The organism is Anabaena sp. TISTR 8404 (assembly GCF_056847745.1).
Genome location: NZ_CP180578.1, coordinates 5,071,942 through 5,093,148, shown reverse-complemented (window position 1 = coordinate 5,093,148; position 21,207 = coordinate 5,071,942). Strand labels below are relative to the sequence as shown.

At 40.8% G+C, this 21,207-nt stretch carries 14 protein-coding genes; 7 read left to right on the top strand and 7 right to left on the bottom strand.

Annotation, left to right across the window (positions count from 1 at the left end; all coding sequences use genetic code 11):
* Window positions 1-110: 110 nt before the first annotated feature.
* From nifN to ACMX3D_RS22060, 4 genes are all read right to left on the bottom strand, one after another.
* Complete coding sequence (gene nifN, locus ACMX3D_RS22075; RefSeq protein ID WP_482747960.1) at window positions 111-1,394, bottom strand: nitrogenase iron-molybdenum cofactor biosynthesis protein NifN; 1,284 nt, start codon at window positions 1,392-1,394, stop codon at window positions 111-113.
* Window positions 1,395-1,467: 73 nt separating this feature from the next.
* Window positions 1,468-2,757 carry a nitrogenase component 1 gene (locus tag ACMX3D_RS22070; protein ID WP_482747959.1) on the bottom strand — a complete coding sequence of 430 codons (1,290 nt, stop codon included), beginning with the start codon at window positions 2,755-2,757 and terminating at the stop codon, window positions 1,468-1,470.
* A 355-nt stretch (window positions 2,758-3,112) separates the two neighbouring features.
* Entirely contained in the window at window positions 3,113-4,087 is a 975-nt protein-coding gene (gene nifH, locus ACMX3D_RS22065) for a nitrogenase iron protein (protein ID WP_482747958.1), read from the bottom strand.
* Window positions 4,088-4,350: 263 nt separating this feature from the next.
* Window positions 4,351-5,484, bottom strand: a complete 1,134-nt coding sequence (locus ACMX3D_RS22060) for a substrate-binding domain-containing protein (RefSeq protein ID WP_482747957.1) — start codon at window positions 5,482-5,484, stop codon at window positions 4,351-4,353.
* A gap of 474 nt (window positions 5,485-5,958) precedes the next feature.
* Here ACMX3D_RS22060 and ACMX3D_RS22055 point away from each other — a divergent pair, with 474 nt between their 5' ends.
* Window positions 5,959-6,318 (top strand): hypothetical protein, encoded by a 360-nt coding sequence (locus ACMX3D_RS22055; protein WP_482747956.1) that lies wholly within the window; start codon window positions 5,959-5,961, stop codon window positions 6,316-6,318.
* Between the two features lie 169 nt (window positions 6,319-6,487).
* Here ACMX3D_RS22055 and ACMX3D_RS22050 read toward each other — a convergent pair whose 3' ends face one another.
* Window positions 6,488-6,697 carry a TOBE domain-containing protein gene (locus tag ACMX3D_RS22050; protein WP_482747955.1) on the bottom strand — a complete coding sequence of 70 codons (210 nt, stop codon included), beginning with the start codon at window positions 6,695-6,697 and terminating at the stop codon, window positions 6,488-6,490.
* A gap of 284 nt (window positions 6,698-6,981) precedes the next feature.
* On the opposite strand from ACMX3D_RS22050, the gene modA reads away from it, so the two are divergent.
* Window positions 6,982-7,815: a molybdate ABC transporter substrate-binding protein gene (modA, locus tag ACMX3D_RS22045; protein ID WP_482747954.1), complete on the top strand. Its 834-nt coding sequence runs from the start codon at window positions 6,982-6,984 to the stop codon at window positions 7,813-7,815.
* A 188-nt stretch (window positions 7,816-8,003) separates the two neighbouring features.
* Window positions 8,004-9,896, top strand: a complete 1,893-nt coding sequence (locus tag ACMX3D_RS22040) for an iron uptake porin (RefSeq protein WP_482747953.1) — start codon at window positions 8,004-8,006, stop codon at window positions 9,894-9,896.
* A gap of 350 nt (window positions 9,897-10,246) precedes the next feature.
* Here the strand turns inward: ACMX3D_RS22040 and ACMX3D_RS22035 are convergent, their stop codons facing one another.
* Complete coding sequence (locus ACMX3D_RS22035; RefSeq protein WP_482747952.1) at window positions 10,247-10,438, bottom strand: hypothetical protein; 192 nt, start codon at window positions 10,436-10,438, stop codon at window positions 10,247-10,249.
* Between the two features lie 440 nt (window positions 10,439-10,878).
* On the opposite strand from ACMX3D_RS22035, the gene thrC reads away from it, so the two are divergent.
* The 3 genes from thrC (at window position 10,879) to ACMX3D_RS22020 (ending at window position 18,730) form a co-directional block, all read left to right on the top strand.
* A complete protein-coding gene (thrC, locus tag ACMX3D_RS22030) occupies window positions 10,879-11,970 on the top strand; it encodes a threonine synthase (RefSeq protein ID WP_482747951.1) in 1,092 nt (363 codons plus the stop codon).
* A 170-nt stretch (window positions 11,971-12,140) separates the two neighbouring features.
* Complete coding sequence (locus ACMX3D_RS22025) at window positions 12,141-17,054, top strand: PAS domain-containing protein (RefSeq protein ID WP_482747950.1); 4,914 nt, start codon at window positions 12,141-12,143, stop codon at window positions 17,052-17,054.
* A gap of 5 nt (window positions 17,055-17,059) precedes the next feature.
* Window positions 17,060-18,730 carry a hybrid sensor histidine kinase/response regulator gene (locus ACMX3D_RS22020; protein WP_482747949.1) on the top strand — a complete coding sequence of 557 codons (1,671 nt, stop codon included), beginning with the start codon at window positions 17,060-17,062 and terminating at the stop codon, window positions 18,728-18,730.
* On the opposite strand, the gene ACMX3D_RS22015 is transcribed toward ACMX3D_RS22020, so the two are convergent.
* Entirely contained in the window at window positions 18,722-19,597 is an 876-nt protein-coding gene (locus ACMX3D_RS22015; protein WP_482747948.1) for a shikimate dehydrogenase, read from the bottom strand. The two genes, ACMX3D_RS22020 and ACMX3D_RS22015, sit on opposite strands and share 9 nt — an antisense overlap.
* Before the next feature lie 205 nt (window positions 19,598-19,802).
* On the opposite strand from ACMX3D_RS22015, the gene ACMX3D_RS22010 reads away from it, so the two are divergent.
* A complete protein-coding gene (locus ACMX3D_RS22010) occupies window positions 19,803-20,738 on the top strand; it encodes an alpha/beta fold hydrolase (RefSeq protein WP_482747947.1) in 936 nt (311 codons plus the stop codon).
* Window positions 20,739-21,207 lie beyond the last annotated feature (469 nt).

Below are 21,207 nucleotides of genomic sequence, written 5' to 3'. Positions count from 1 at the left end.
ATAGTTTCCCTAATCAGCATCAAAGCGGAAATCGGCGATCAAGTTTGTATCAATTGCATCTTTTTACCAATTAGGTTGGTAATATTTTGGTAATTGACAACATAAGATGATTAATACCTAAAAAATAAATTAGCGATATCCAACAATAGCTGCTTAGTACCTTGGTAGCCAACTTTAGTAGATAAAGCATTGCCTAAGCGGTCGAAAATTGGGATTCCTTGATGGTAGAGAGGAATATTGAGACGTTGAGAAATTACCGCCGCGTAGGAATTAGCTATTAACAAGTCAGAACCAACCGCCATCTGTTCAAAATCTTCTAAATCACCGATAGTCACACAAGGAATTGCCAGTTTTTCCAGCACAGGAGAACGTGTAGTCACTGCGGTGTGAATTTGCACTCCCATTGATTGTAAAAAAGCAATGATTGACCAGAGTAAATCAGGTTCCAGTGCCACAGAAACGCGCTTCCCACTAAAGTAAGTATGAGTATGCAGCATCAAATCTTGGAGTTGACGGCGTTGGCGGCGGTATTTTTCTGGTACAGGTTGACCGCTAATATCTGCTAAAACTTGTAAAAATCTATCCGTAGCATCTAATCCTGTTAGTTCGCTAAAGACTTCGTAAGGTATGCTAAAGCGTTGTTCTAAAATTTTGGCTGCACCGCGCATACTTTCACCCAAAGCCAAAGTAAAGACAGAATGACCAACTTGTTGTAACTGTGCCAAAGTCGTACCACTGGCTGTGATACCTCTGTAGTCATGATTCCACTCACTATCTAATAAACCAGAAAGGTCAGGGATAGCGATCGCCTGCAAGCCAAAAGCCGCTATCATTTCTTTTACCTGTTCGATATCTGCGGGTGTAAACGCAGAACTCGCCAATACCACAACTTGTCCAAGATGACAGCCGCCAGTGTCTTGCGGAATTTCCTTAACTATACTTTCCACAGTTGCCGCAAAACCATCTTGCAAAGTCCCTTTAAAATCTGGCGTAGAAACCAAGACAATTGGTAAATCTTGCAATTCTGGATAACGCTGGCGCATATCTTTAGTCAAACGCCGCAAATCATCACCTTTAGTTTCCGTTAACCCCGTAGTACATAAACCGAGAATTTCCGGCTGATATCTCTGCACCATCTGTAAAATTGCCTGTTCAACCTTGTCCTCACCACCCATAATTGTCGAAACTTCAGTCATCGCCGTACTAGAAAGGGGAATTGCCTCCCGTAAATGCTGTGCTAGAGGACATTTAGTAAAAGCACTGCAACCAGGAGAACCATGTAATAAAGGCAGCATTCCCTTTAAGCCTAAAAATGCCAAAGTTGCACCAATAGCTTGACTTTGTTTCAGGGGGTTGACTGTAACTGATGTACTCGTAACACTAACAATTGCCATATTTCAGTTTGCTAGAAATTGATTGATGAGTGTGAATTAACGAAACTCCTTATTCTCTCTCTGCGTGAGAAAATTATTCCCAAGGTGCAGACTTGTTTACCTGTTGCCAAACAGGACTATAGATATTTGCATACAAGTCTTGTGCTGCTGCTAAAACCCCGGCGTAGCCTGCATAAAGTTCGCTATTGATATTCAGGAAAGGGACTTTGGCTTTGATGGCGAGAGATTGTAGATGCTCATCAGCTATAATTGCATCCACTTGATATTCATTGATTATCTGAATCATCTCTTCCAGGTTCTCATTTACCAAAACTACATCATCTTTATTCAGGCATTGTTGTAGCCTATTTTTATCCGCTTGATTCAATTTTCCCTGACTGATAGGAATCACTTTCATTCCTAAACTATTTGCAGTGGAAATTATGCCCCAAGCATGGAAATCACTAATATCAACTATTACCGTTTTATCTTGAAGTTTTAGTTTATAAAAAATTAGCTTTTCTACTAGATCATTAACTTCTTCATCAATTAACTTTTTGGTACGTTCTTGTAGCTCATGATCACCTAATTGTGCCGCAATATTTTGCAAAATCTCAGTTATATCATCTACACCATACAGTGATGCTTCAATATATGGTATATCAAACTTCTCCTGCATTTTTTTGGCAAACTTGAACATTACCTTAGAATAAATTAACACATTCAACTTAGCACGATGGGCATAACAAATTTCTTTGTAATGACTATCACCAGCAATTTTAGCTAATACTCTAATACCTAGTTTTTCGAGCAGAGGTATTATGCTATTAACTGCCTCCGCCATATTATATTCACTAATAACATTGATGTCGTAAGGTGTCGTAAACTCAGGTTCTGCTGTACCAATTACCTGTTCTATTAAAGTTTCACCCGCTAGACGAACACCTAAGTTTTTTCTCCCAGAAAAACCAGGAGAATCAACAGGAATAATCGGTATTTCTGTTTGTTCATAAGCTTCTTTACAAGCTCCATGAATATCATCACCAATCAAAGCTGAAACACAAGTAGAATAAACAAATACAGCACTAGGTTGATAACGTCTAGCCAACTGCACAATAGCTTGTTGTAATTTTTTCGCAGCACCAAAAATGATATCGCTTTCCTCCATATCCGTTGTAAAGCGAACTTTATGCAGCCTAGAATCTGATGACAAAGTGCTGTTATTTTTCCAAGAATTGCTGATACAACCACTTGGCCCGTGAATTAAATGTGCAGCATCAACAATAGAGATAAGAGTCAACATTGCCCCATCAAAAGCACAATCTTCATGAGCTTCTAACGCTGAAGGAACTTGTGTACCAAATCTATCTTCATTGTCTGACATTGAATTATGAGAATGTCTGTTAGTGTTTTCTTGATTAACTTTCATGGCTCGTGATTAGTAATGATACTTCTGGATTTAATCTCAGAAACTCTTCTTTGCGCCTTTGCGCGAGATAAAAAAAGGAATGGGAAATAGGACATTCCCATCCCCTCGGAAAATAGACAACCAACCAAATAGTAGAGAAGGAAAACAGTCTAAAGAAAATACTAACTCCGCATTAAAAAATCGAAAAAGTTGCGGTTAAAAGCGGTAAAGCGAAAACATCCAAAACAATAAATCAGCTATGAGAGTACCTCCAAATTTCGTTAGATAGAGTGGGCTATCATGCCCACCCAATGCTTGTAACTAACAAGCTTTACTTATCGCTACCAGAAACAACCTCAACGTTACCTTTTTTGATTGCTTCTAGTGCTTCACCTTCAGCATCTTCTTGGCGCTTTTCCTTTTCGTCTTGCGCTTGTGCTGTGGCGGTAAGTTTCTGCACTTGTTCATCGCTTTCCAGAATACCGAACTCAATCAACAAGTCTTCTAACTCATCCATCTCTAAAGGAGTTGGAACAGCCATAAAGTCGTTGTTGATAATCTTTGTAGCGAGTGTGCGGTATTCATTAGCTTGGTTACTATCGGGTGCGTACTCGTTAACTGTCATCCGACGTAATTCGGCGTGTTGAACGATGTTGTCACGAGGTACGAAGTGAATCATTTGAGTGCTAATTCTTCTAGCTAATTCACTAATTAAGTCCCATTCGCGGTCTGTTTTGCGGCTGTTACAAATCAAGCCACCTAAGCGCACACCGCCAGAGTGGGCATATTTGAGAATACCGCGAGAGATGTTGTTAGCCGCAAACATCGCCATCATTTCACCAGAGGTAACGATGTATATTTCTTGCGCTTTGCCCTCACGAATAGGCATGGCGAAACCACCACATACAACGTCACCTAATACGTCGTAGGAGACGAAATCTAGGTCTTGATAAGCGCCGTTTTCTTCGAGGAAGTTGATGGCGGTGATAATACCACGTCCCGCGCAACCTACACCGGGTTCAGGGCCACCAGACTCCACGCATCGGATATCACGAAAACCATTGATAACTACTTCTTCTAGTTCGAGGTCTTCGACTGCGCCTTTTTCGGCGGCGAGGTGTAGCACTGTGGTTTGGGCTTTACAGTGGAGGATCAGACGAGTGGAGTCAGCTTTGGGGTCGCATCCCACAATCAAAATTCGCTTACCCATTTCTGCCATTGCAGCGAGGGTGTTTTGAGAGGTGGTAGATTTACCAATACCACCTTTACCGTAGAAAGCTATCTGTCTAATGTTTTCGTCGGACATGATGATGTAGTCTCCTAGTAGTGTGTGAATTTGTTTGGGTCTGCGATGTGAAGAGTTCGCACGATGTAGAACGTCGTTGGAGGCGATCGCTCTACGCCCACAACCGTTAAAATCAAATACATATTCAATGAAGTGAAAAATCTAAAGTCTGAAGTGTGAAGTTTTACTTTACTTCCTAGTAAAGTATGGTGACAATGAAGCACTCACAATAAATCGTTGACAAGGTTACTGTGGAAGTATATTCATTTCATACTTCATACTTTTCAAACAGTTGCTACTACTTCCCCAATTCTGCTAATGTCGTAGCCACCGAGAACTTCTAACTGTGAGTGAACCACGCGATGTCCCAAGGTACTCAGCAATTGTTGTATGGGTGCTTCTTCGAGATATTCCTTGAGAATTACTAAGTCGTAGCGTGATTGATGTAATGGGATAAATCCTAACCCGAAGGTTGCAGCGATGGATGCGGTGCTAATACCTGCGTCAGCTAAACCTAACGCCACAGCTTGGGCAACATCTTGATGGCTGGTAACGATTTGGTCAAATCCTTTGACAGCATCAAATGATATCTGCGCTTCTTGCAGTTTGCGTTCTAACAACATCCGACTACCAGCACCAGGTTCTCGATTAATAATCGTTGCTTTGGCCTTGACTAAATCAGATAATGTTTCCCAGCCTTTGGGATTACCAGATGATACTAATAATCCTTCTTCCCATAAACCAAGGGTAATCACAACTGCTGACTTGTCGGCTAAAACTTCTCGCACAAACGGAACATTATGTTCACCTGTTTTGGGATCATACAGGTGCATCCCAGCAATGTGGGCTTCACCTCTGCATAAACTGTGCAATGCAGCCATGCTGTTGGCAAAGGTAAAATGGACTCGCAACTGCGGATGCCAGCGTTCGGTAGCCCTTGCCCAGAGCGAGATTACAGGCGAACAACCAGCAATTACTACTGTATTGTGCAGTACTTCGAGATTGTCATCTAAAAGCCTGACTTTGACTTTATCTGCACCAACTTGCTTTGCCGCTTCCCCATCAGCAGGTGTCATATCTTGACGGAATGCGTCTTTTCCCACTAATGGGTAAGCTATCCATTGTCCGCCGACTCTCGCTAGGCTAACGCGCAGAGGTTGATTAATTGTGACAGGTTTAGCGAGAGTTGCTTCAATTTCCGGTAAATCTTGCTCTAACCAGAATAGATCCTCTACTTGACAGCCAAGTGCTTTCGCTAGTTTTAGGGTGATGGCTACAGAAGGAGCATATTGCCCTGACTCTACACCACTAATAGTTTGACGAGTTACCCCAGCAATATTAGCTAAATCTTGCTGGCTCATCCCTAAGCGGGTTCTAATTGACTTCAAGTTATTGCGGAGGTCGCTATCCTGCTTCATTGGCTTCCTTTTTTCTCAACTGTAACTAAGCCGGAGCGGATTTACCTGTATCGGTGCTTGCAAAAGATTTACTTTGTTTTTTGTTTTGCGCTTTCGATTCCCTCTACAGAAAGAATAACATACGTCTTGCTAGTTTTCTTGCCAAAAAATCAAAAATTTTTGCGCCAAGTTGATTTTCCCTGCGTAATGTTAAGAAATTTGGAAGCCAGAACGCTGATCAAATCAGCTTTTCAGGTTTTGAATCTGAGATAAAATTTTTCGGAAATTTTGCTTTTATCTTTTTTGTTTATACCATTTAAGTTGGTAAATAGCTGTATTTGATACAGTTTTTGAGTTGAGTTTCGGCTTTGATGCTGTTTAGGCAGGTAATCTCGCTAGTGAAGTATATACCAACCAATATTGTGACAGGGATCAAGCGATCGCACCTTTAACTATTCAATATCCCTTCCTGCAAGATTTTAGAGGCAAGCAAGTATGATTACCGAAGAAGATTTGGCACAGCAATTTGCAACTATTGTCGAACACACTCATCCTAGTGCATGGGAAGTAATTCGCCACTGTTATGTGAAAGTCAATAACCCCCAATTCCGATATCTGCATCCGAGTTATTTTCACAAACGATATGTAACTATTTATTGTCCAGACAAGCTGATGAGTGCAGTTCTCACGCAAAAAAACTTACTGCGAGAAGTAGCACAGTATTTAGGACTGATGGAAGTTGTGTGCTTAAATGCTACCAACTTAGTACGAGACCCTATGTCTCAACTTAAACACACTCACCCGCAATTATGGTTAGATTTATTATGGATTTTATCAACTAAATATGAAAGGTAATTCTCATAATTTCACCTAAAAAAACTTCTAGATTAATTCTAGAGATGGATGTTTTTTTAGATGCAATCGCCTGCTTTCATATATGACTTGATTTAGTTGAGAATTACACATAATAAAGGGCAGATTAACTGCCCTTTATTTGCTCTATTTAAAAACTGATGTAAATTAATTAATCAATAGCAATCATCACATCAGTAGCTTTTACAATGGCATAAACCTGCTTACCTTCAGCGAGTTTCAGATTTTCCGCAGATGATTTTGTAATAATTGCTGTTACTTCTACGCCATTGGCAATTTCTACGGTGACTTCAGTATTGACACTACCAACTTCAACTTTTTTAACTGTTCCTTTTAAAGCGTTACGCGCACTAACTTGCATTTTAGATTGCTCCCTGGTTCGGTATTCTTAACAGATTAAATATAGCACCTACTATCTTTAAAATTTAGCGATATTGAGTTGATCACCGTTTTTTAACCATATTTTTATATTCATCCCGTGTCAGGATATTTTTACCATTTAAATTGGTATAAACCAATAAAGTTGGTAATTTAACTGTAAGATAATCTGTATACTTACCTAAACAACGAGTGCTAATTCAAGCACATAGTTGTCTTCTCAGGAAGCTACAGGATAAGTATTTTGTTTAAATGTATAAATTAATTATGTACAACCGTAATCATACGCACTCAAGGATTCATCAAGGTTTACTTCAAAAGCAGCGATCGCAATTTGCATTCATCTTGCTTTTAGTCTTATCAATACTTTTTTGTGTAAATCTACCAACTAAAGCCCAACAGGCAACACCAATAACTTTGACTGTCTCAGCTGGTGCAGGGTTGAAATCAGTTATGGAGGAAATTAAACAAATTTACCAGCAAAAACAACCATTAATTAACATTAATTATAACTTTGCTGCTTCTGGTGTTTTAGCACGACAAATTGAGCAAGGTGCAAATATTGATATCTTCATTTCTGCTTCCAATAAAAATATGAACCAACTACAAAAGCAGGATTTATTACTAGCAAATACTCGTCTTAATTTAGTGAAAAGCCAAATTGTCTTAATTACGCCTAAAAACCATTTAGCTATCTCTGGCTTTCAAGATTTACCTAAGTCTACTGTGCAGAAGATAGCTATAGGCGAACCCCGAAGTGTTCCGCTTGGTGTCTATGCCCAAGAAGTTATGAGATATTTTGGAATATTAAAGCAAGTTCAGCCAAAACTCGTTTATGCCAGAAGTGGCTTAGAAATTCTTAACTTTGTTGCTTCAGGCAATGTTGATGTTGGTATTGTTCATGATACAAATGCCAAACAATCACAGCAAGTTAAAATTGTGGCTATAGCTCCAGAAAATTCACATTCTCCTGTTATCTATCCAGTTGCTGTTTTGAAAAATAGTAAAAATCAAAATGCTGCTAAGTTGTTTGTGCAATTTCTATTTCAACCTCAAGTAAAGCAAATATTTAATAAGTATGGCTACACAATGGCTAACTAACGAGATTTAGTTTAGCAACTTGCATTTTTTGCGGTAACTATTATTAATTGTTAACATTTCCACACAACTTCATTAAGCAAACTTTTAAACTGCCCTTAACCCATGATAAACTAACTTTACCAACTTTTTTGGTTTAGTATATACTTTTACCAACTTATTGGTCTAATTTTAAGTCAGGTGTGAGGCGCATGAATAGTGTTTTCCGCAGCGCAGTATGGATAAGTCCAATACTGTTACTTGCTAGTGTCGTTACGACTCAAAAGGCGTTAGCAAATTCTGTAATTCAATCTCCAGATGAATTACAAGCAGAAAGTATCAAGTTAGTTTCACCACAATTACAAGATACTTTTGTGGCTCAAACAGAAACTGAACCCCATCAAACTACTGTATTGGAATTAACCAAAGAAGCTGACAATTCCGATACTATGAATCAAGTAACATCCGTATCGCAACTATCAGATGTCCAACCAACAGACTGGGCATTCCAAGCTCTACAATCTTTAGTTGAGAGATATGGGTGTATTGCAGGTTATCCCAATGGTACATATCGGGGTAATCGTGCCATGACGCGCTATGAATTTGCTGCTGGGTTAAATGCTTGCTTGGAAAGAATTAATGAACTAATCGCCACAAGTACCGCTGACGCTGTTAAAAAAGAAGACTTAGAAACCTTACAAAAATTACAACAAGAATTTGCCGATGGTGTAACAGAGTTGCGAGGCAGAATTGACCCATTAGAAGCACGCACCGCTGAACTAGAAGCCAATCAATTTTCCACCACAACCAAATTATCAGGTGATGTGATTTTCACCTTCGGTGGTGTGTATGGTGATGAAAAAGCTTTAACTTCTGATGCGTGGCGAACTATCAATAATACGCCAGGTGGAAATAGAGCAGCCAGAGAAGCCACAGCCTATAATAATGCTGGTGGTCGCGACGTGGAAGATAACACTATCTTTGCTGACCGGGTGCGACTGATACTTGATTCCAGTTTTTATGGTCAAGACCGTTTGCGTGTGATATTGAGAGCAAATAATACTCTGGCTTTTAACGGGACAAATCAAGTCTCTGGTACAAATATGACTCGCTTGGGTTGGGATACAACTCTTGAACCAGATAACAGTGTTGGAGTTGCGAAGTTATTCTATAACTTCCCGATAGGCGATAAGTTGAATGTGACTGTTGACGCAATTGGCGGTTCGTTTTTTGATAATTTCAATACAGTTAACCCACTGTTCTCGGCTGCAACAACTGGTGCCATTTCTCGGTTTGGTCGTTTTGCACCGATTTATCGTGCTAGTAACTCTGGACTGGCGGTTGGTAGAGGTTCTGGTATCAGTGCTATCTTTAAGCTGAGTGATGCTATCACTTTATCAGGGGGTTACATAGCTAGAAATGCTGAAAATCCTTTTGATGGTAGAGGTTTGTTTGATGGCAGTTATGGCGCATTAGGACAAGTAGCATTTCAACCAAATAAAAACTTTACTCTGGCTTTGACTTACGCCCACTCATACTTTAGTGCGGTTGATGGTAATGGAATTGCAACTGGTGATGTGAATGTCTCTGGTTCGGAAGGAAGTACATTTGCGAATAATCCTTTTGGTACAAATGCCAACCCAATTGCCACATCAGCTAATCATTACGGTATTCAAAGTAGTTACAAGTTGAGTGATAAATTTATCTTATCTGGTTGGGTGGGTTATACACAGGCGATCGCCGAAAGCAATTCTGGTAGAAATCCCGTAACGAATACAGTTAATAGAGGCGATAAAGCAGATATTTGGAACTGGGCTATCACTTTAGGATTTCCCGATTTGGGTAAAAAAGGTAATGTTGGTGGAATTATCTTTGGTCAGCCACCAAAAGTTACAAGCAATGATTACGGCCCCCAAACTCTTACCGCTACCAGTGCGCGTCGTGAAGATAGCGATACTTCCTACCATCTAGAAGCTTTGTATCGTTATCAAGTGAATAGCAATATTTCAATCACACCAGGGTTTATTGTTCTTTTCAACCCTGAACATAACAGTAACAACGACACCATCTATGTTGGTGTTGTGCGGACAACTTTCCGATTCTAGAAATATAGCAGGGGACAGGTAACAGGCTTGAAGGTCTTGTGTTACAGGCTTTTTGGTGAAAACTTGTACCTCGTTCACCTGCAATCTGCTGTAAATTGTGAAATTGCCTCGTGAAGCTGTTTGAGCATTTAAACGCTCAAACAGCTTTTCATCGCACATTCACACAGGAAATTGCGGAACAAAAGCAGAAAATCAGTAATATCTACCTATTTGTTTTTGATAGTGGTAGATTTATCATAAGCAAGATCGCAATACTAAGCTATGGGCAATCTCTAAGTTTCCTGGTTGAGAATGCCCGAAATATTCGTTGTCAGATTAAAATCAATCCAGATGCCTTGGTAAAACTGAATTTATTCCTCTTCTGGATGAGTAGTAGCCAACCTTTGCTCTTTCAAGTTTTGCAATTGCTGTAACAAAGAATCTACCTCTGCTTCCAGATTTTTAAACTTTGCTTGCTGATCGGCTTGATAGTAAGACTTGTTCAATTCACTGACCAAAGTAGCTTGGGACTGCCGTTCTGAAACACTAGATAAAGTAGACATCGCTTACTAATATAGATACACAACTCAACTCACACCAATATTAAATATTATAGTAATGTCGGTTTAAGGTTTGTTAAATGATTGTATAGTTTTAATCACATCATCTAATAGGTTATGAGTTTTGTGATAAGTGACGGCGATGATGATGCTAGTGTTCCACAGTTGCGTAGACGTTTTGCATCTTGTCGCCAGACATCACTGTGATTCAGATTTGTACCATTGAGCCGAAAAATCAAGGGTTTAGATGAAAGATGTAGGTAAGTAAACGGTTATGATAAACTAACAATCTGCACAAAATAAAAATCATCTAAAAAACTACACCAAACAAAGATAATATTTTTCTGGAATACAAAGTGCCAAACATGGAGATAGAAAGCTAAGTATTAGCTTTCATTTCCAGCCATAATCTACCAATCTTTAGTGAAAAACTGTTAAAACCTGTGACTGTGAGCTTGTCTGTTGCTAAATCTCATCGCCAACCTTGGCCCGGACTGATAGAAGCCTATCGTGAGTATTTGCCTGTCAGTGATAAAACGCCCGTTGTTACTTTGTTAGAGGGTAACACTCCCTTGATTCCGGTGCCGGCGATCGCAGAACGCATTGGTAGACAAGTCAGCGTGTTTGTCAAGTACGATGGTCTCAACCCTACAGGTAGTTTTAAAGACCGGGGTATGACAATGGCCATTTCCAAGGCCAAAGAAGCAGGCGCAAAAGCAGTGATTTGTGCTAGTACAGGTAACACCTCCGCCGCCGCCGCCGCCTATGCCAAGCGCGGTGGGATGAATGCTTTTGTCTTAATTCCTGATGGTTACGTCGCCCTTGGTAAATTAGCGCAAGCTTTACTTTACGGCGCAGAAGTACTAGCTATTAAAGGTAATTTTGACCGTGCCTTAGAAATTGTCCGGGAAATGGCCGAAAGCTATCCGATAACTTTGGTGAATTCGGTCAACCCTTACCGCCTAGAAGGACAGAAAACAGGAGCCTTTGAAGTAGTTGATGCCTTGGGTAACGCTCCCGATTGGCTCTGTATCCCTGTTGGTAATGCTGGAAATATATCTGCATATTGGATGGGATTTTGTCAATATCATCAAGCAGGTAAATGCGATCGCCTGCCAAAGATGATGGGATTTCAAGCCGCAGGTGCAGCACCCTTAGTCAACGGTCAACCAGTAGCTCATCCCGAAACTATTGCCACAGCTATTCGCATCGGTAATCCGGCAAGTTGGGATAAAGCGATCGCGGCTCAATCTGCAAGTCAAGGCAATTTCCAAGCCGTCACCGACGCAGAAATTTTAGAAGCTTATCGGCTTTTAGCTGCATCTGAAGGTATTTTTTGCGAACCTGCCAGCGCGGCTTCTGTAGCGGGATTATTAAAAGTCAAAGACCAAGTACCCACAGGTGCAACAGTTGTTTGTGTCCTTACAGGTAATGGACTGAAAGATCCAGATACAGCTATTAAGCACAGTGATAGTCAATTTAAGCAAGGTATCTCGGCAGAAATTACAGCCGTAGCCGCAGCAATGGGATTTTAAATTTTTTGAGTCAAGGGTCAATAGTCAATAGTCATTGGCTGTTACCTCTTACTTTCTGTCCTTTTGCTTCTACTTATTAGTGTTGTCTCACCATTTCCTCTTGCCTATTTTCTACGCCCTATCCTTAAGATAGATGTAACTTGTAGGCAAGGAGTGTTTGAGACAAATTCATGTTGGAATTTTTTAAAATCCTTTTAGCCTCAAAACAGTTTATTCCTCACGGTCATTGCTATCTTTGGCAGTCAAAGTTACTAGGGCTGCATATTGTATCTGATAGTTTAATTGCCCTTGCTTATTATTCTATTCCCTTAACACTACTTTATTTTGTTCGCAAGCGCCGAGATTTGCCATTTCATGGGATATTTTTGCTGTTTGCTGTATTTATTATCACCTGTGGCACTACTCACCTAATGGAGATTTGGACGCTCTGGTATCCCACTTACTGGTTAAGTGGCGGCATCAAAGCGATCGCGGCTTTAGTATCACTGTACACAGCTTTTGAACTGATACATTTGATGCCACAAGCACTTGCTTTTCCCAGTCCTGCACAACTGGAGGAAGCAAACCAAGAACTTAAGCGGGAAATTAGCGAACGGCAACAGGTAGAAGCAGCTTTACGATACAGTGAAGAACGTTGGCATTTAGCTGTTGCTGGTACTAGTGAAGCAATTTGGGATTGGAACATACTCACTAATCAAACTTTCCGGTCTGAGCGTTGGTATGAGATGTTGGGATATGAACGTCATGAACTCAGCACTAACGATGATGAATGGAGCCAGCGCATTCATCCTGATGATTATGAACCAGTCATGGCTGCCCAACAAGCTTATTTATCGCAACAAGCCCCAGAGTATAACGCCGAATATCGTCTTCGCCGTAAAGATGGTAGCTATGGATGGTTTAGATCGCGGGCAAAAGCTGTCTGGGATGAGCAAGGAAATCCTGTACGCTTGGTTGGTTCATTAGGAGAAATTACAGATCGCAGACAAGTAGAACTGGCATTACAAGAGCGGGAAGCCTTGTTGCGGCGGATTGGGGATAACCTGCCAAATGGCGCAATTTATAAAGTGATCCGTGAATTAGATGGCAGCGATCGCTTTTATTATCTGAGTGCAGGAATTGAAAAACTAACGGAAGTCAAAGCAGAAGATGCACTCAAAGATTCCAGTCTGCTTTACAGCCAGTTTATCCCAGAAGATGTTCCTCTCCTCCAGGCAGCTGTTGATGAGTCTATGCGCAATTTGTCAGTATTTGATATACAACTGCGTATCAGAACACCCAGCAATCAACTGAAATGGTTTCATTTTCGTTCCTCACCACGTCAGTTAGAAGATGGCCGCATAGCCTGGGATGGACTGGTTGTAGATATCACTGACCTCAAGCTTACCGAAGAAAAATTATGCAAGGAAGAAGCTTTACTCGAAGAATCACAGCGAGTCGCCCATCTTGGTAGTTGGGAGTATGAAATAGCTACTGGCAAAATTACCTGGTCGAAAGGATTGTTTGAACTCTTTAAACGAGATCCTCAACTTTTGGCTCCCAGCTATGAAGAAAATTTAGAGTTGTATCACCCTGAAGACCGAGAAAAATTAGACCAAGCTGTAGCGCGTGCGATTTCAACTGGGGAATCTTACAAATTAGTTCTGCGTGCTACTAGGTATGACAATGTTGAAATTTATGTTGAAGGAATTGGATATGCAGAGTTTAACACGACCGAAGAGGTAGTTCGCCTTTTCGGAACCGCTCAAGATATTACCGAACAGCAAGTAGCACTGCGCGATCGCATTCAGGCAGAAGAAAAATTGCGCCGTAGTGAAGCACAGCTAACTGCTGCTCAGCATATCGCCAATGTGGGTAGTTGGGAATTGAATTTACAGACTCAGCAGCGTACTTGGTCAGATGAAACCTTTCGCATTTTTGGTTTAGAGCCTACACAGCCTGAACCAACCCCGACCGAATTTTTCCAGATGATTCACCCAGATGATCGCTCTGCATTGCAGGCTCAACTGGAACAGATAGAGACCAACCTCACTCCTTTCAGTATGGAGTATCGGATTATTCGAGCCGATGGCTCAATGCGCTATCTTGAATCTAAAGCCGAGGTAGTCCAAAATTCCCAAGGACAAGCAGTTAAGTTATTGGGTGCTATTCTAGATATTACAGAGCGTAAACAAACTGAGCTAGAAATTATCCAAAGCCGCGACTTACGAGAAGCGATTTTTAATGAATCTGCTGATGCTTTATTTTTAGTTGATCCACAAACATTATTAACTACAGACTGCAATAATCGCGCAGTAGAATTATTTGCCGCCTCATGTAAAGCTGACCTGATTGGAATTGCCGGACATACCCTGCAAAAACGACATTTCACTTCTGAGGAGTCTGCTAATATCGTTGAACAAATTAACCAGCAAGGATTTTGGACTCAAGAAATTGAATACGTTACTAAGCAGGGCAATTGTTTTTGGGGAAGCATAGCAGCCAAAGAAATTAAAATTGCCGAACAAGTGATGCATCTGGTAAGAGTTGCAGATATCAGCGATAAAAAACGTGCTGAAGCCTTATTATTAGAGCAAACTAAACTGCTAGAGCTTGCCCACGATGCAATAATTATCCGAGATATGGATAGCCGCATCACCTGCTGGAACCGAGGTGCAGAGTATATCTATGGCTGGACAGCAGTGGAAGCTATTGATAATTATAGTCATCAATTTCTCCAGACTGAGTTTCCCATTCCCTTAAATGAAGTGTATGCAATTCTGCTGGACTTGGGATATTGGGAAGGTGAATTAGTTCATACTCGGCGAGATGGGGAGAAAATTATTGTTGAAAGTCGCTGGGCTTTATTGCGTCATGCTGATGGTACACCAGTATCGGTACTAGAAATCAACCGAGATATTAGCGATCGCAAACGCACAGAAGCAGCCTTAGCTAGAAGTGAAGAACAACAGCGACTAACGTTAGAATTTACCCATATCGGTCTCTGGGATTGGAAGATTAAAACAGGAGAAGTGACCTGGAACGACAACCACTTTCGTTTACTCGGCTTAGAACCAGAAATATCAACACCCCAATATCAACTATGGCGTGATGCTATTCACCCAGAGGATGTGGAACGAGTTGAACAAGCTTTATTCAAGGCTTTGGCAAAGCATAGTAATTTTGAAGCAGAATATCGGGTAATTCACCCTAATGGCGAAATTCGCTGGCTCACAGGAAAAGGACACGGGATTTACGATACAGATGGCCAGCCTATCCGAATGTTAGGTGTAATCTTTGATATTAGCCAACGTAAACAAGCCGAAGAAAAGCTTAAGCAAGCGGAATTGCGCTATCGTACTGTTGTTGAACAAATTCCCGGAGTAGTTTACACAGCACCTGTCAGTGGTAAGTCAGAATTTGCCTACATCAGCCCCCAAATTCAAACATTACTCAATGTTCCGCCACAAGATTGGGAAACAGGTTTCCATAACAGCTGGTCAAACTATGTGCATCCAGACGATCACCAATTTGTAATTCAAGCTGTTGAAACCGCCGTCGCTACAGGACAGCCGTATAACATTGAATACCGTATGATTACCCAGGATGGCAAAGTCGTCTGGGTACAAGATCAGGCGAGTTTAGTGTTAGCGCCCGATGACAAAACTCCAATTTTGCAAGGGGTAGCTTTTAATATTAGCGATCGCAAGCAAGCAGAAGCAGCCTTACGAGAAAGCGAAGCTCGGTTTCAAGCATTTATGAATAACAGCCCAGCCTTAGCTTGGATTACAGATATGGCTGGGCATTTGATTTACTTCAGCCAAGCCTACCTGCACACATTTGATTTATCTCCTGAGCAAACCTTTGGTAAGTCTGTTTTTGAAGTATTTCCAACCGAAATAGCGCAACAATATTTTGATAACAACCAGACAGTTATCCAAAATAACCAGGTACTTGAAACTGTCGAGGTTGCGCCTCGAACCGATGGTTCTCTTGGTAAATTCTTGGTATACAAATTTCCGATTCCAGTTGTATCAGAACAAAAGCTAATTGGTGGGGTAGCAATTGATATTACAGAACGCCAACGTGCTGAACAGATGTTGGAACTGCAAGCAATCATAACTCGCAACATAGCTGAAGGTATTTGCTTGATTCGAGCGGATGATGGAATTATTGTCTATGCCAATCCTAAATTTGAGCAAATGTTTGGTTATGACACTGATGAATTAATCGGTCTACATGTATCAAGTGTCAATTATGCAGATGATCAAACTCAAGCGGAAGCGGTTAATCAAGCAATTAGGGCTGCTGTTTTAGAAAATGGCGAAACTACCTATGAAGTTTACAATGTCAAAAAAGATGGCACACCGTTCTGGTGTAGTGCCACTACTTCTGTGTTTGAGCATCCTGAGTACGGTACAGTTTTAGTCGCTGTTCAACAAGACATCACCAAGCAAAAACAAGCAGAGGAACAAATCAAAGCATCTCTCAGAGAAAAAGAGGTATTACTCAAAGAAATCCATCATCGTGTCAAAAACAATTTAGGAATTGTCAGCAGCTTATTACAAATGCAGTGCCGACGCACACAAGACCCCCAAGCAACGGCAATTCTACGCGATAGTCAAAACCGCATTGCTTCTATTGCCTTAGTTCACGAAAAACTCTACCGCTCAGCAGATTTAGCAAATATAGATTTTGCTCAATACATTCCAGATTTGACAACCCATTTATTTGATTCTTACAATGTAACTCCCAGCTGTATTCAGCTGAAAATTCAAGTTGATCATGCCAGCTTAGATATTGAAACCGCCATTCCGTGTGGTTTAATCATCAATGAACTAGTTTCTAATGCTTTAAAATACGCTTTTCCTGAGCAGCGTGCAGGTGAAATTCTCGTCAGCTTAGAGCAACAAGATAATTACAATTTAATACTCATTGTTCGGGATAATGGAGTTGGATTACCTAAAGATTTTGATAGCACAAAGACAAAAACATTAGGTATAATTCTTGTCCACGGTTTAGTTAAGCAGCTAAGGGGAACTATTGAGATTAATTCTCAGCAGGGAACAGAATTTAAAATTACTTTTACAAAAAGCAGGACATGAAGATTATGAATATCTCTTCTGATACAAAGAAAATTAACACAGTTCAAGTCCTGATTGTTGAAGATGAGTATATTCTTGCCATTAACTTACAAGAAACCCTAGAGTCCCTGGGATACAAAGTAGTTGATATTGCAGATACCGCAGAAGCAGCTATTGAAAAAGCAACTCAACTGCGCCCAACCTTGATTTTGATGGATATCCGGTTGCGAGGCGAACTTGATGGTATTCAGGCGGCAGAACAAATTTGGGAGCAATTACAAATCCCTGTAATCTACGTTACAGGACACTCTGATCAAAGTACTGTAGAGCGAGCAACCCTGACGTTTCCCTTTGGTTACATTCTCAAACCGATCAGGGAACAAGAACTCTACGTTGCGATTCAAACAGCGCTGAATCGCTATCAACGAGAGCAGTTTTTGAGTACTGTACTGCGAAGTATGGGGGATGGGGTAATTGTGGTCGATTCGCAGTTGCAGATCAAGTACATGAATCAGGTAGCAGAAGCACTTACAGGTTGGCAATTGCAGGAAGCAAAAGACCAAATATTAGATCAGGTTTTTCAAATTTTTGACGAACAAACTCAGCTACCCATAGCAAATCCGATTAACTTAGCTTTAGAACAAGAAACTACTATATATTTAGGCGATCGCACTTTACTAATTACCAAAGATAAAAAAACTATTCCCATTGCTGATAGCGCCGCACCGTTACGCGACAACAACGGTACAATTACAGGCGCAGTCATGGTGTTTCGAGATGACACCCAACGCCGATTAACTCAAGAACGCAACCTCGCCACAGAACGCGCCCGTCAATTAGAAATTCAAATGGTAGAACTTCAACGGTTGAACCAGTTGAAACAAGATTTTTTAGCAGCTACGTCTCATGAAATGCGCACGCCATTGTCAAACATTAAAATGGCAATCACTATGCTCGAAACTATGCTTGATCGACGGCGGATGATCCAGTCGGGTAAACCTCCAGAATTAAATACAGTAGCTCGTTACATCAATATATTGCGTTATGAGTGCGAACGCGAGCTAAATTTGGTAGACGATTTGTTAAATATGCGCTTCATTGATGCAGACATGTATCCCTTAGAATTAACTTCGATTCGTCTGCAAGATTGGCTACCCCACATTGCTGAAAGCTTTCAAAAAATTGCCCAAAATCAGCAGCAATCTTTGACAGTTGATGTTCCGCCAGATTTACCAAGTTTAGTGAGTGATTTGGGTATCTTGACTCGGATTTTATCTGAGTTATTGACGAATACGTGCAAATATACGCCCTTTGGGAAACCCATAGCAGTTACTGTTCAACTTACCACTTCCAATTATCCAAACTCTCAGGAACAATCACCTGACACTCCAATTCCCTGGGTAAACATCATGGTGAGTAATTTTGGAGTAGAAATTTCGGACAAAGAACAATCTCAAATCTTTGAACCGTTTTACAGAATATCCCAACTTCAAAACCAAGATAAATCCTCGATTTTTGATTCTACTTACCAAATTCCGCAAAACGAATCGGTACAAGATAGCGGTACAGGGCTGGGTTTAGCTTTGGTGAAAAAACTCGTAGAATATCTGCGAGGTACGATCGCAGTTACTAGTTCTGAGGGTTGGACAAGGTTTACAGTCCAGCTACCATTAACCTTGCCACAGAATTCAAATTAAACCTAAATGTTGGCGCAGTGCTTGGCGCATCACATCAACTGGTACGGTTTCTGTTTGTAACCAAATTTTTAAGGCGGCTGCGCCTTGTTGAACAAGCATTTCTAATCCATCAATCGCAATTGCACCTTGTTTTTGGGCTTGTTGCAGAAATTTTGTGGGCTGGGGAATATAAATTAAATCATAGGCGATCGCACCTTCAGACAAATCAGCCATTTCTGCTGCACTCAACGGCGAGTCATTTACCTTGGGATACATACCAATTGGTGTTGTATTCACAAGTAAATGGGCTTGAGGAATCAGTTTTGCGAGAGTATCCCAGGTGTTAACTTGTAACTTGTCAACTATGGGTGAACTTCCCCAACTATCATAAAAGTCTTTTAATCGCTGTTCGTTACGCCCCACAACATAAATTTCCGCAAAACCCAGTTGGTAACAACCTGCAACCACAGCCCTAGCCGCACCACCATTACCTAAAATTACGGCTACCTTTTGACTCCAATCTTGCTGATATGTTGTTTGTAACGGTGAGATAAATCCCTCAATATCAGTGTTTGTTCCCGCCCATTGATTATTGTTGCGGGTAACAGTATTAACTGCACCTATAACTTGGGCTAAAGGGGTAATTTCTGACAATAGCGGCATAATTGCCTGTTTATGCGGTATTGTCACACTAAAACCCTTGACCCCAATTGCGGCAAAACCTGCGATCGCTACTTGTAAATTCTCTGGTTCTATCGGGAAAGGTAGATAAACATAATCTAATCCTAAAGCTGCAAGTGCAGCATTATGCATCACTGGTGACAGGGAATGTTCCACCGGATGCCCAATTACACCTAAAAGTTTAGTTGTACCTGTAACTTTTGTCATTGGTCAATAGTCAATGGTCAATGGTCAATAGTTATTTTCCCCTAATCCCTACGCTATATTCCCCATACCCATACTTAATCCTGTTTTACAGTGGTAGTCACTTAGGTTAGAACAGTGTTGATTGCTCAAAGCCTTGTAGATACTGGATTTATACTCAGCACTTTGCTATACAATTATTAAGAGCTACTTAACATTACTGAGAATCATGCAGGTAAATACAGCCCCCTCTACAAAACCAATTCCTGGTCAATATTGGCAGTGGCGAGGGCAAAAAGTTTACTATGTGCGTGCGGGAAAGCCACAAGCGCAACGTCCTCCTTTGCTATTGGTGCATGGGTTCGGTGCTTCCACAGACCACTGGCGGAAGAATATCAATGGGTTGGATCAAGATTTTGAAGTGTTTGCGATCGACTTGTTGGGATTTGGGCGATCGGCTAAACCTAAATTACAGTACAGTGGCGATTTATGGCGTGACCAACTCCATGATTTTATTAGTGAAGTGATTGGTCAAAAAGCTGTCTTAGCAGGTAACTCTCTTGGTGGCTACGCCAGCTTATGCGTCGCCGCCCAATATCCTGATAGTGTTGCTGGGGTAGTATTACTGAATAGCGCTGGCCCCTTTAGTGAGAACCAACCTTCAGCTGAACCAGAAGCTTTACAATCACAAATTCAACCGCCTAAACAACCTTCACCGCTACAGAAAATACTAGGTGATAGCGTCAAGTGGATTTTTCAACAATCTTTTGCTCAGTTTCTGATATTTCAATATGTGCGACAGCGTTGGGTAATTCGTCAGACTTTAGAGAAAGTTTATTTAGACAAAACTGCAATTACAGACCAATTAGTAGAAGAAATTTATCGCCCTGCTTATGATATTGGGGCTTTTGATGTCTTTGCTTCCGTTTTTAGCACTCCTCAAGGCGAAAAAGTTGATGTGTTGTTGAAGCGATTAACTTGTCCTTTATTGTTATTATGGGGCGAAGCTGATCCTTGGATGAAAGCTAGAGAACGTTCGCAAAAATTTCGGCAATATTATCCTGAATTAACTGAATATTTTCTCAGAGCAGGTCATTGTCCTCATGATGAAATACCAGATCAGGTAAATCAACTTTTAAGCGATTGGGTGATGTCTATTTCTTAGAAATTTAGGAGATTGGGTGAAGGCGCATCCAAGATATCTATATTTGCGCTGTCATCCAAAATAAGTGCGATCGCATAATTTTCAGCCTCACGCATAGACGCACAACACCACAATACGGTTCAGTTAAGATAATTCGTTATGTTTTGTAATATCAAGTTTGGATGAACACTTAATAATTAAACCGCCCTGGTTTTTGGCCACCAGTGGTAACAAGTTAGACCAGAAATTAAATCATGTTGCTTCATCAGTTCTTGACAACGAAGCACTAACAAAGTTTCTAGTTCATCTAAAGAACTTGGAGGGGTATTGGCAACAATCTCATGAGCCAGAGGCCACAAACGTTCTGCGGGTTGTAATTCAGGCGAATATGCAGGTAAATAAATTAAATCAATACCTTCTGGTAACCTAAATCATTTATGTACAAAAGCTAATCCAGCTTAAAAGAAACCAAAGTCATCTAGAACCCAAA

What these genes read in the sequence shown, in the direction of transcription:
- ACMX3D_RS22010 (WP_482747947.1), top strand. Translation starts at nt 19,803, where the DNA reads ATGCAGGTAAATACAGCCCCCTCTACAAAACCAATTCCTGGTCAATAT.
- ACMX3D_RS22060 (WP_482747957.1), bottom strand. Translation starts at nt 5,484, where the DNA reads ATGAAGCAGGATAGCGACCTCCGCAATAACTTGAAGTCAATTAGAACC.
- ACMX3D_RS22025 (WP_482747950.1), top strand. Translation starts at nt 12,141, where the DNA reads ATGTTGGAATTTTTTAAAATCCTTTTAGCCTCAAAACAGTTTATTCCT.
- modA (WP_482747954.1), top strand. Translation starts at nt 6,982, where the DNA reads ATGTACAACCGTAATCATACGCACTCAAGGATTCATCAAGGTTTACTT.
- ACMX3D_RS22015 (WP_482747948.1), bottom strand. Translation starts at nt 19,597, where the DNA reads ATGACAAAAGTTACAGGTACAACTAAACTTTTAGGTGTAATTGGGCAT.
- ACMX3D_RS22020 (WP_482747949.1), top strand. Translation starts at nt 17,060, where the DNA reads ATGAATATCTCTTCTGATACAAAGAAAATTAACACAGTTCAAGTCCTG.
- nifN (WP_482747960.1), bottom strand. Translation starts at nt 1,394, where the DNA reads ATGGCAATTGTTAGTGTTACGAGTACATCAGTTACAGTCAACCCCCTG.
- nifH (WP_482747958.1), bottom strand. Translation starts at nt 4,087, where the DNA reads ATGTCCGACGAAAACATTAGACAGATAGCTTTCTACGGTAAAGGTGGT.
- ACMX3D_RS22050 (WP_482747955.1), bottom strand. Translation starts at nt 6,697, where the DNA reads ATGCAAGTTAGTGCGCGTAACGCTTTAAAAGGAACAGTTAAAAAAGTT.
- ACMX3D_RS22035 (WP_482747952.1), bottom strand. Translation starts at nt 10,438, where the DNA reads ATGTCTACTTTATCTAGTGTTTCAGAACGGCAGTCCCAAGCTACTTTG.
- ACMX3D_RS22055 (WP_482747956.1), top strand. Translation starts at nt 5,959, where the DNA reads ATGATTACCGAAGAAGATTTGGCACAGCAATTTGCAACTATTGTCGAA.
- ACMX3D_RS22040 (WP_482747953.1), top strand. Translation starts at nt 8,004, where the DNA reads ATGAATAGTGTTTTCCGCAGCGCAGTATGGATAAGTCCAATACTGTTA.
- ACMX3D_RS22070 (WP_482747959.1), bottom strand. Translation starts at nt 2,757, where the DNA reads ATGTCAGACAATGAAGATAGATTTGGTACACAAGTTCCTTCAGCGTTA.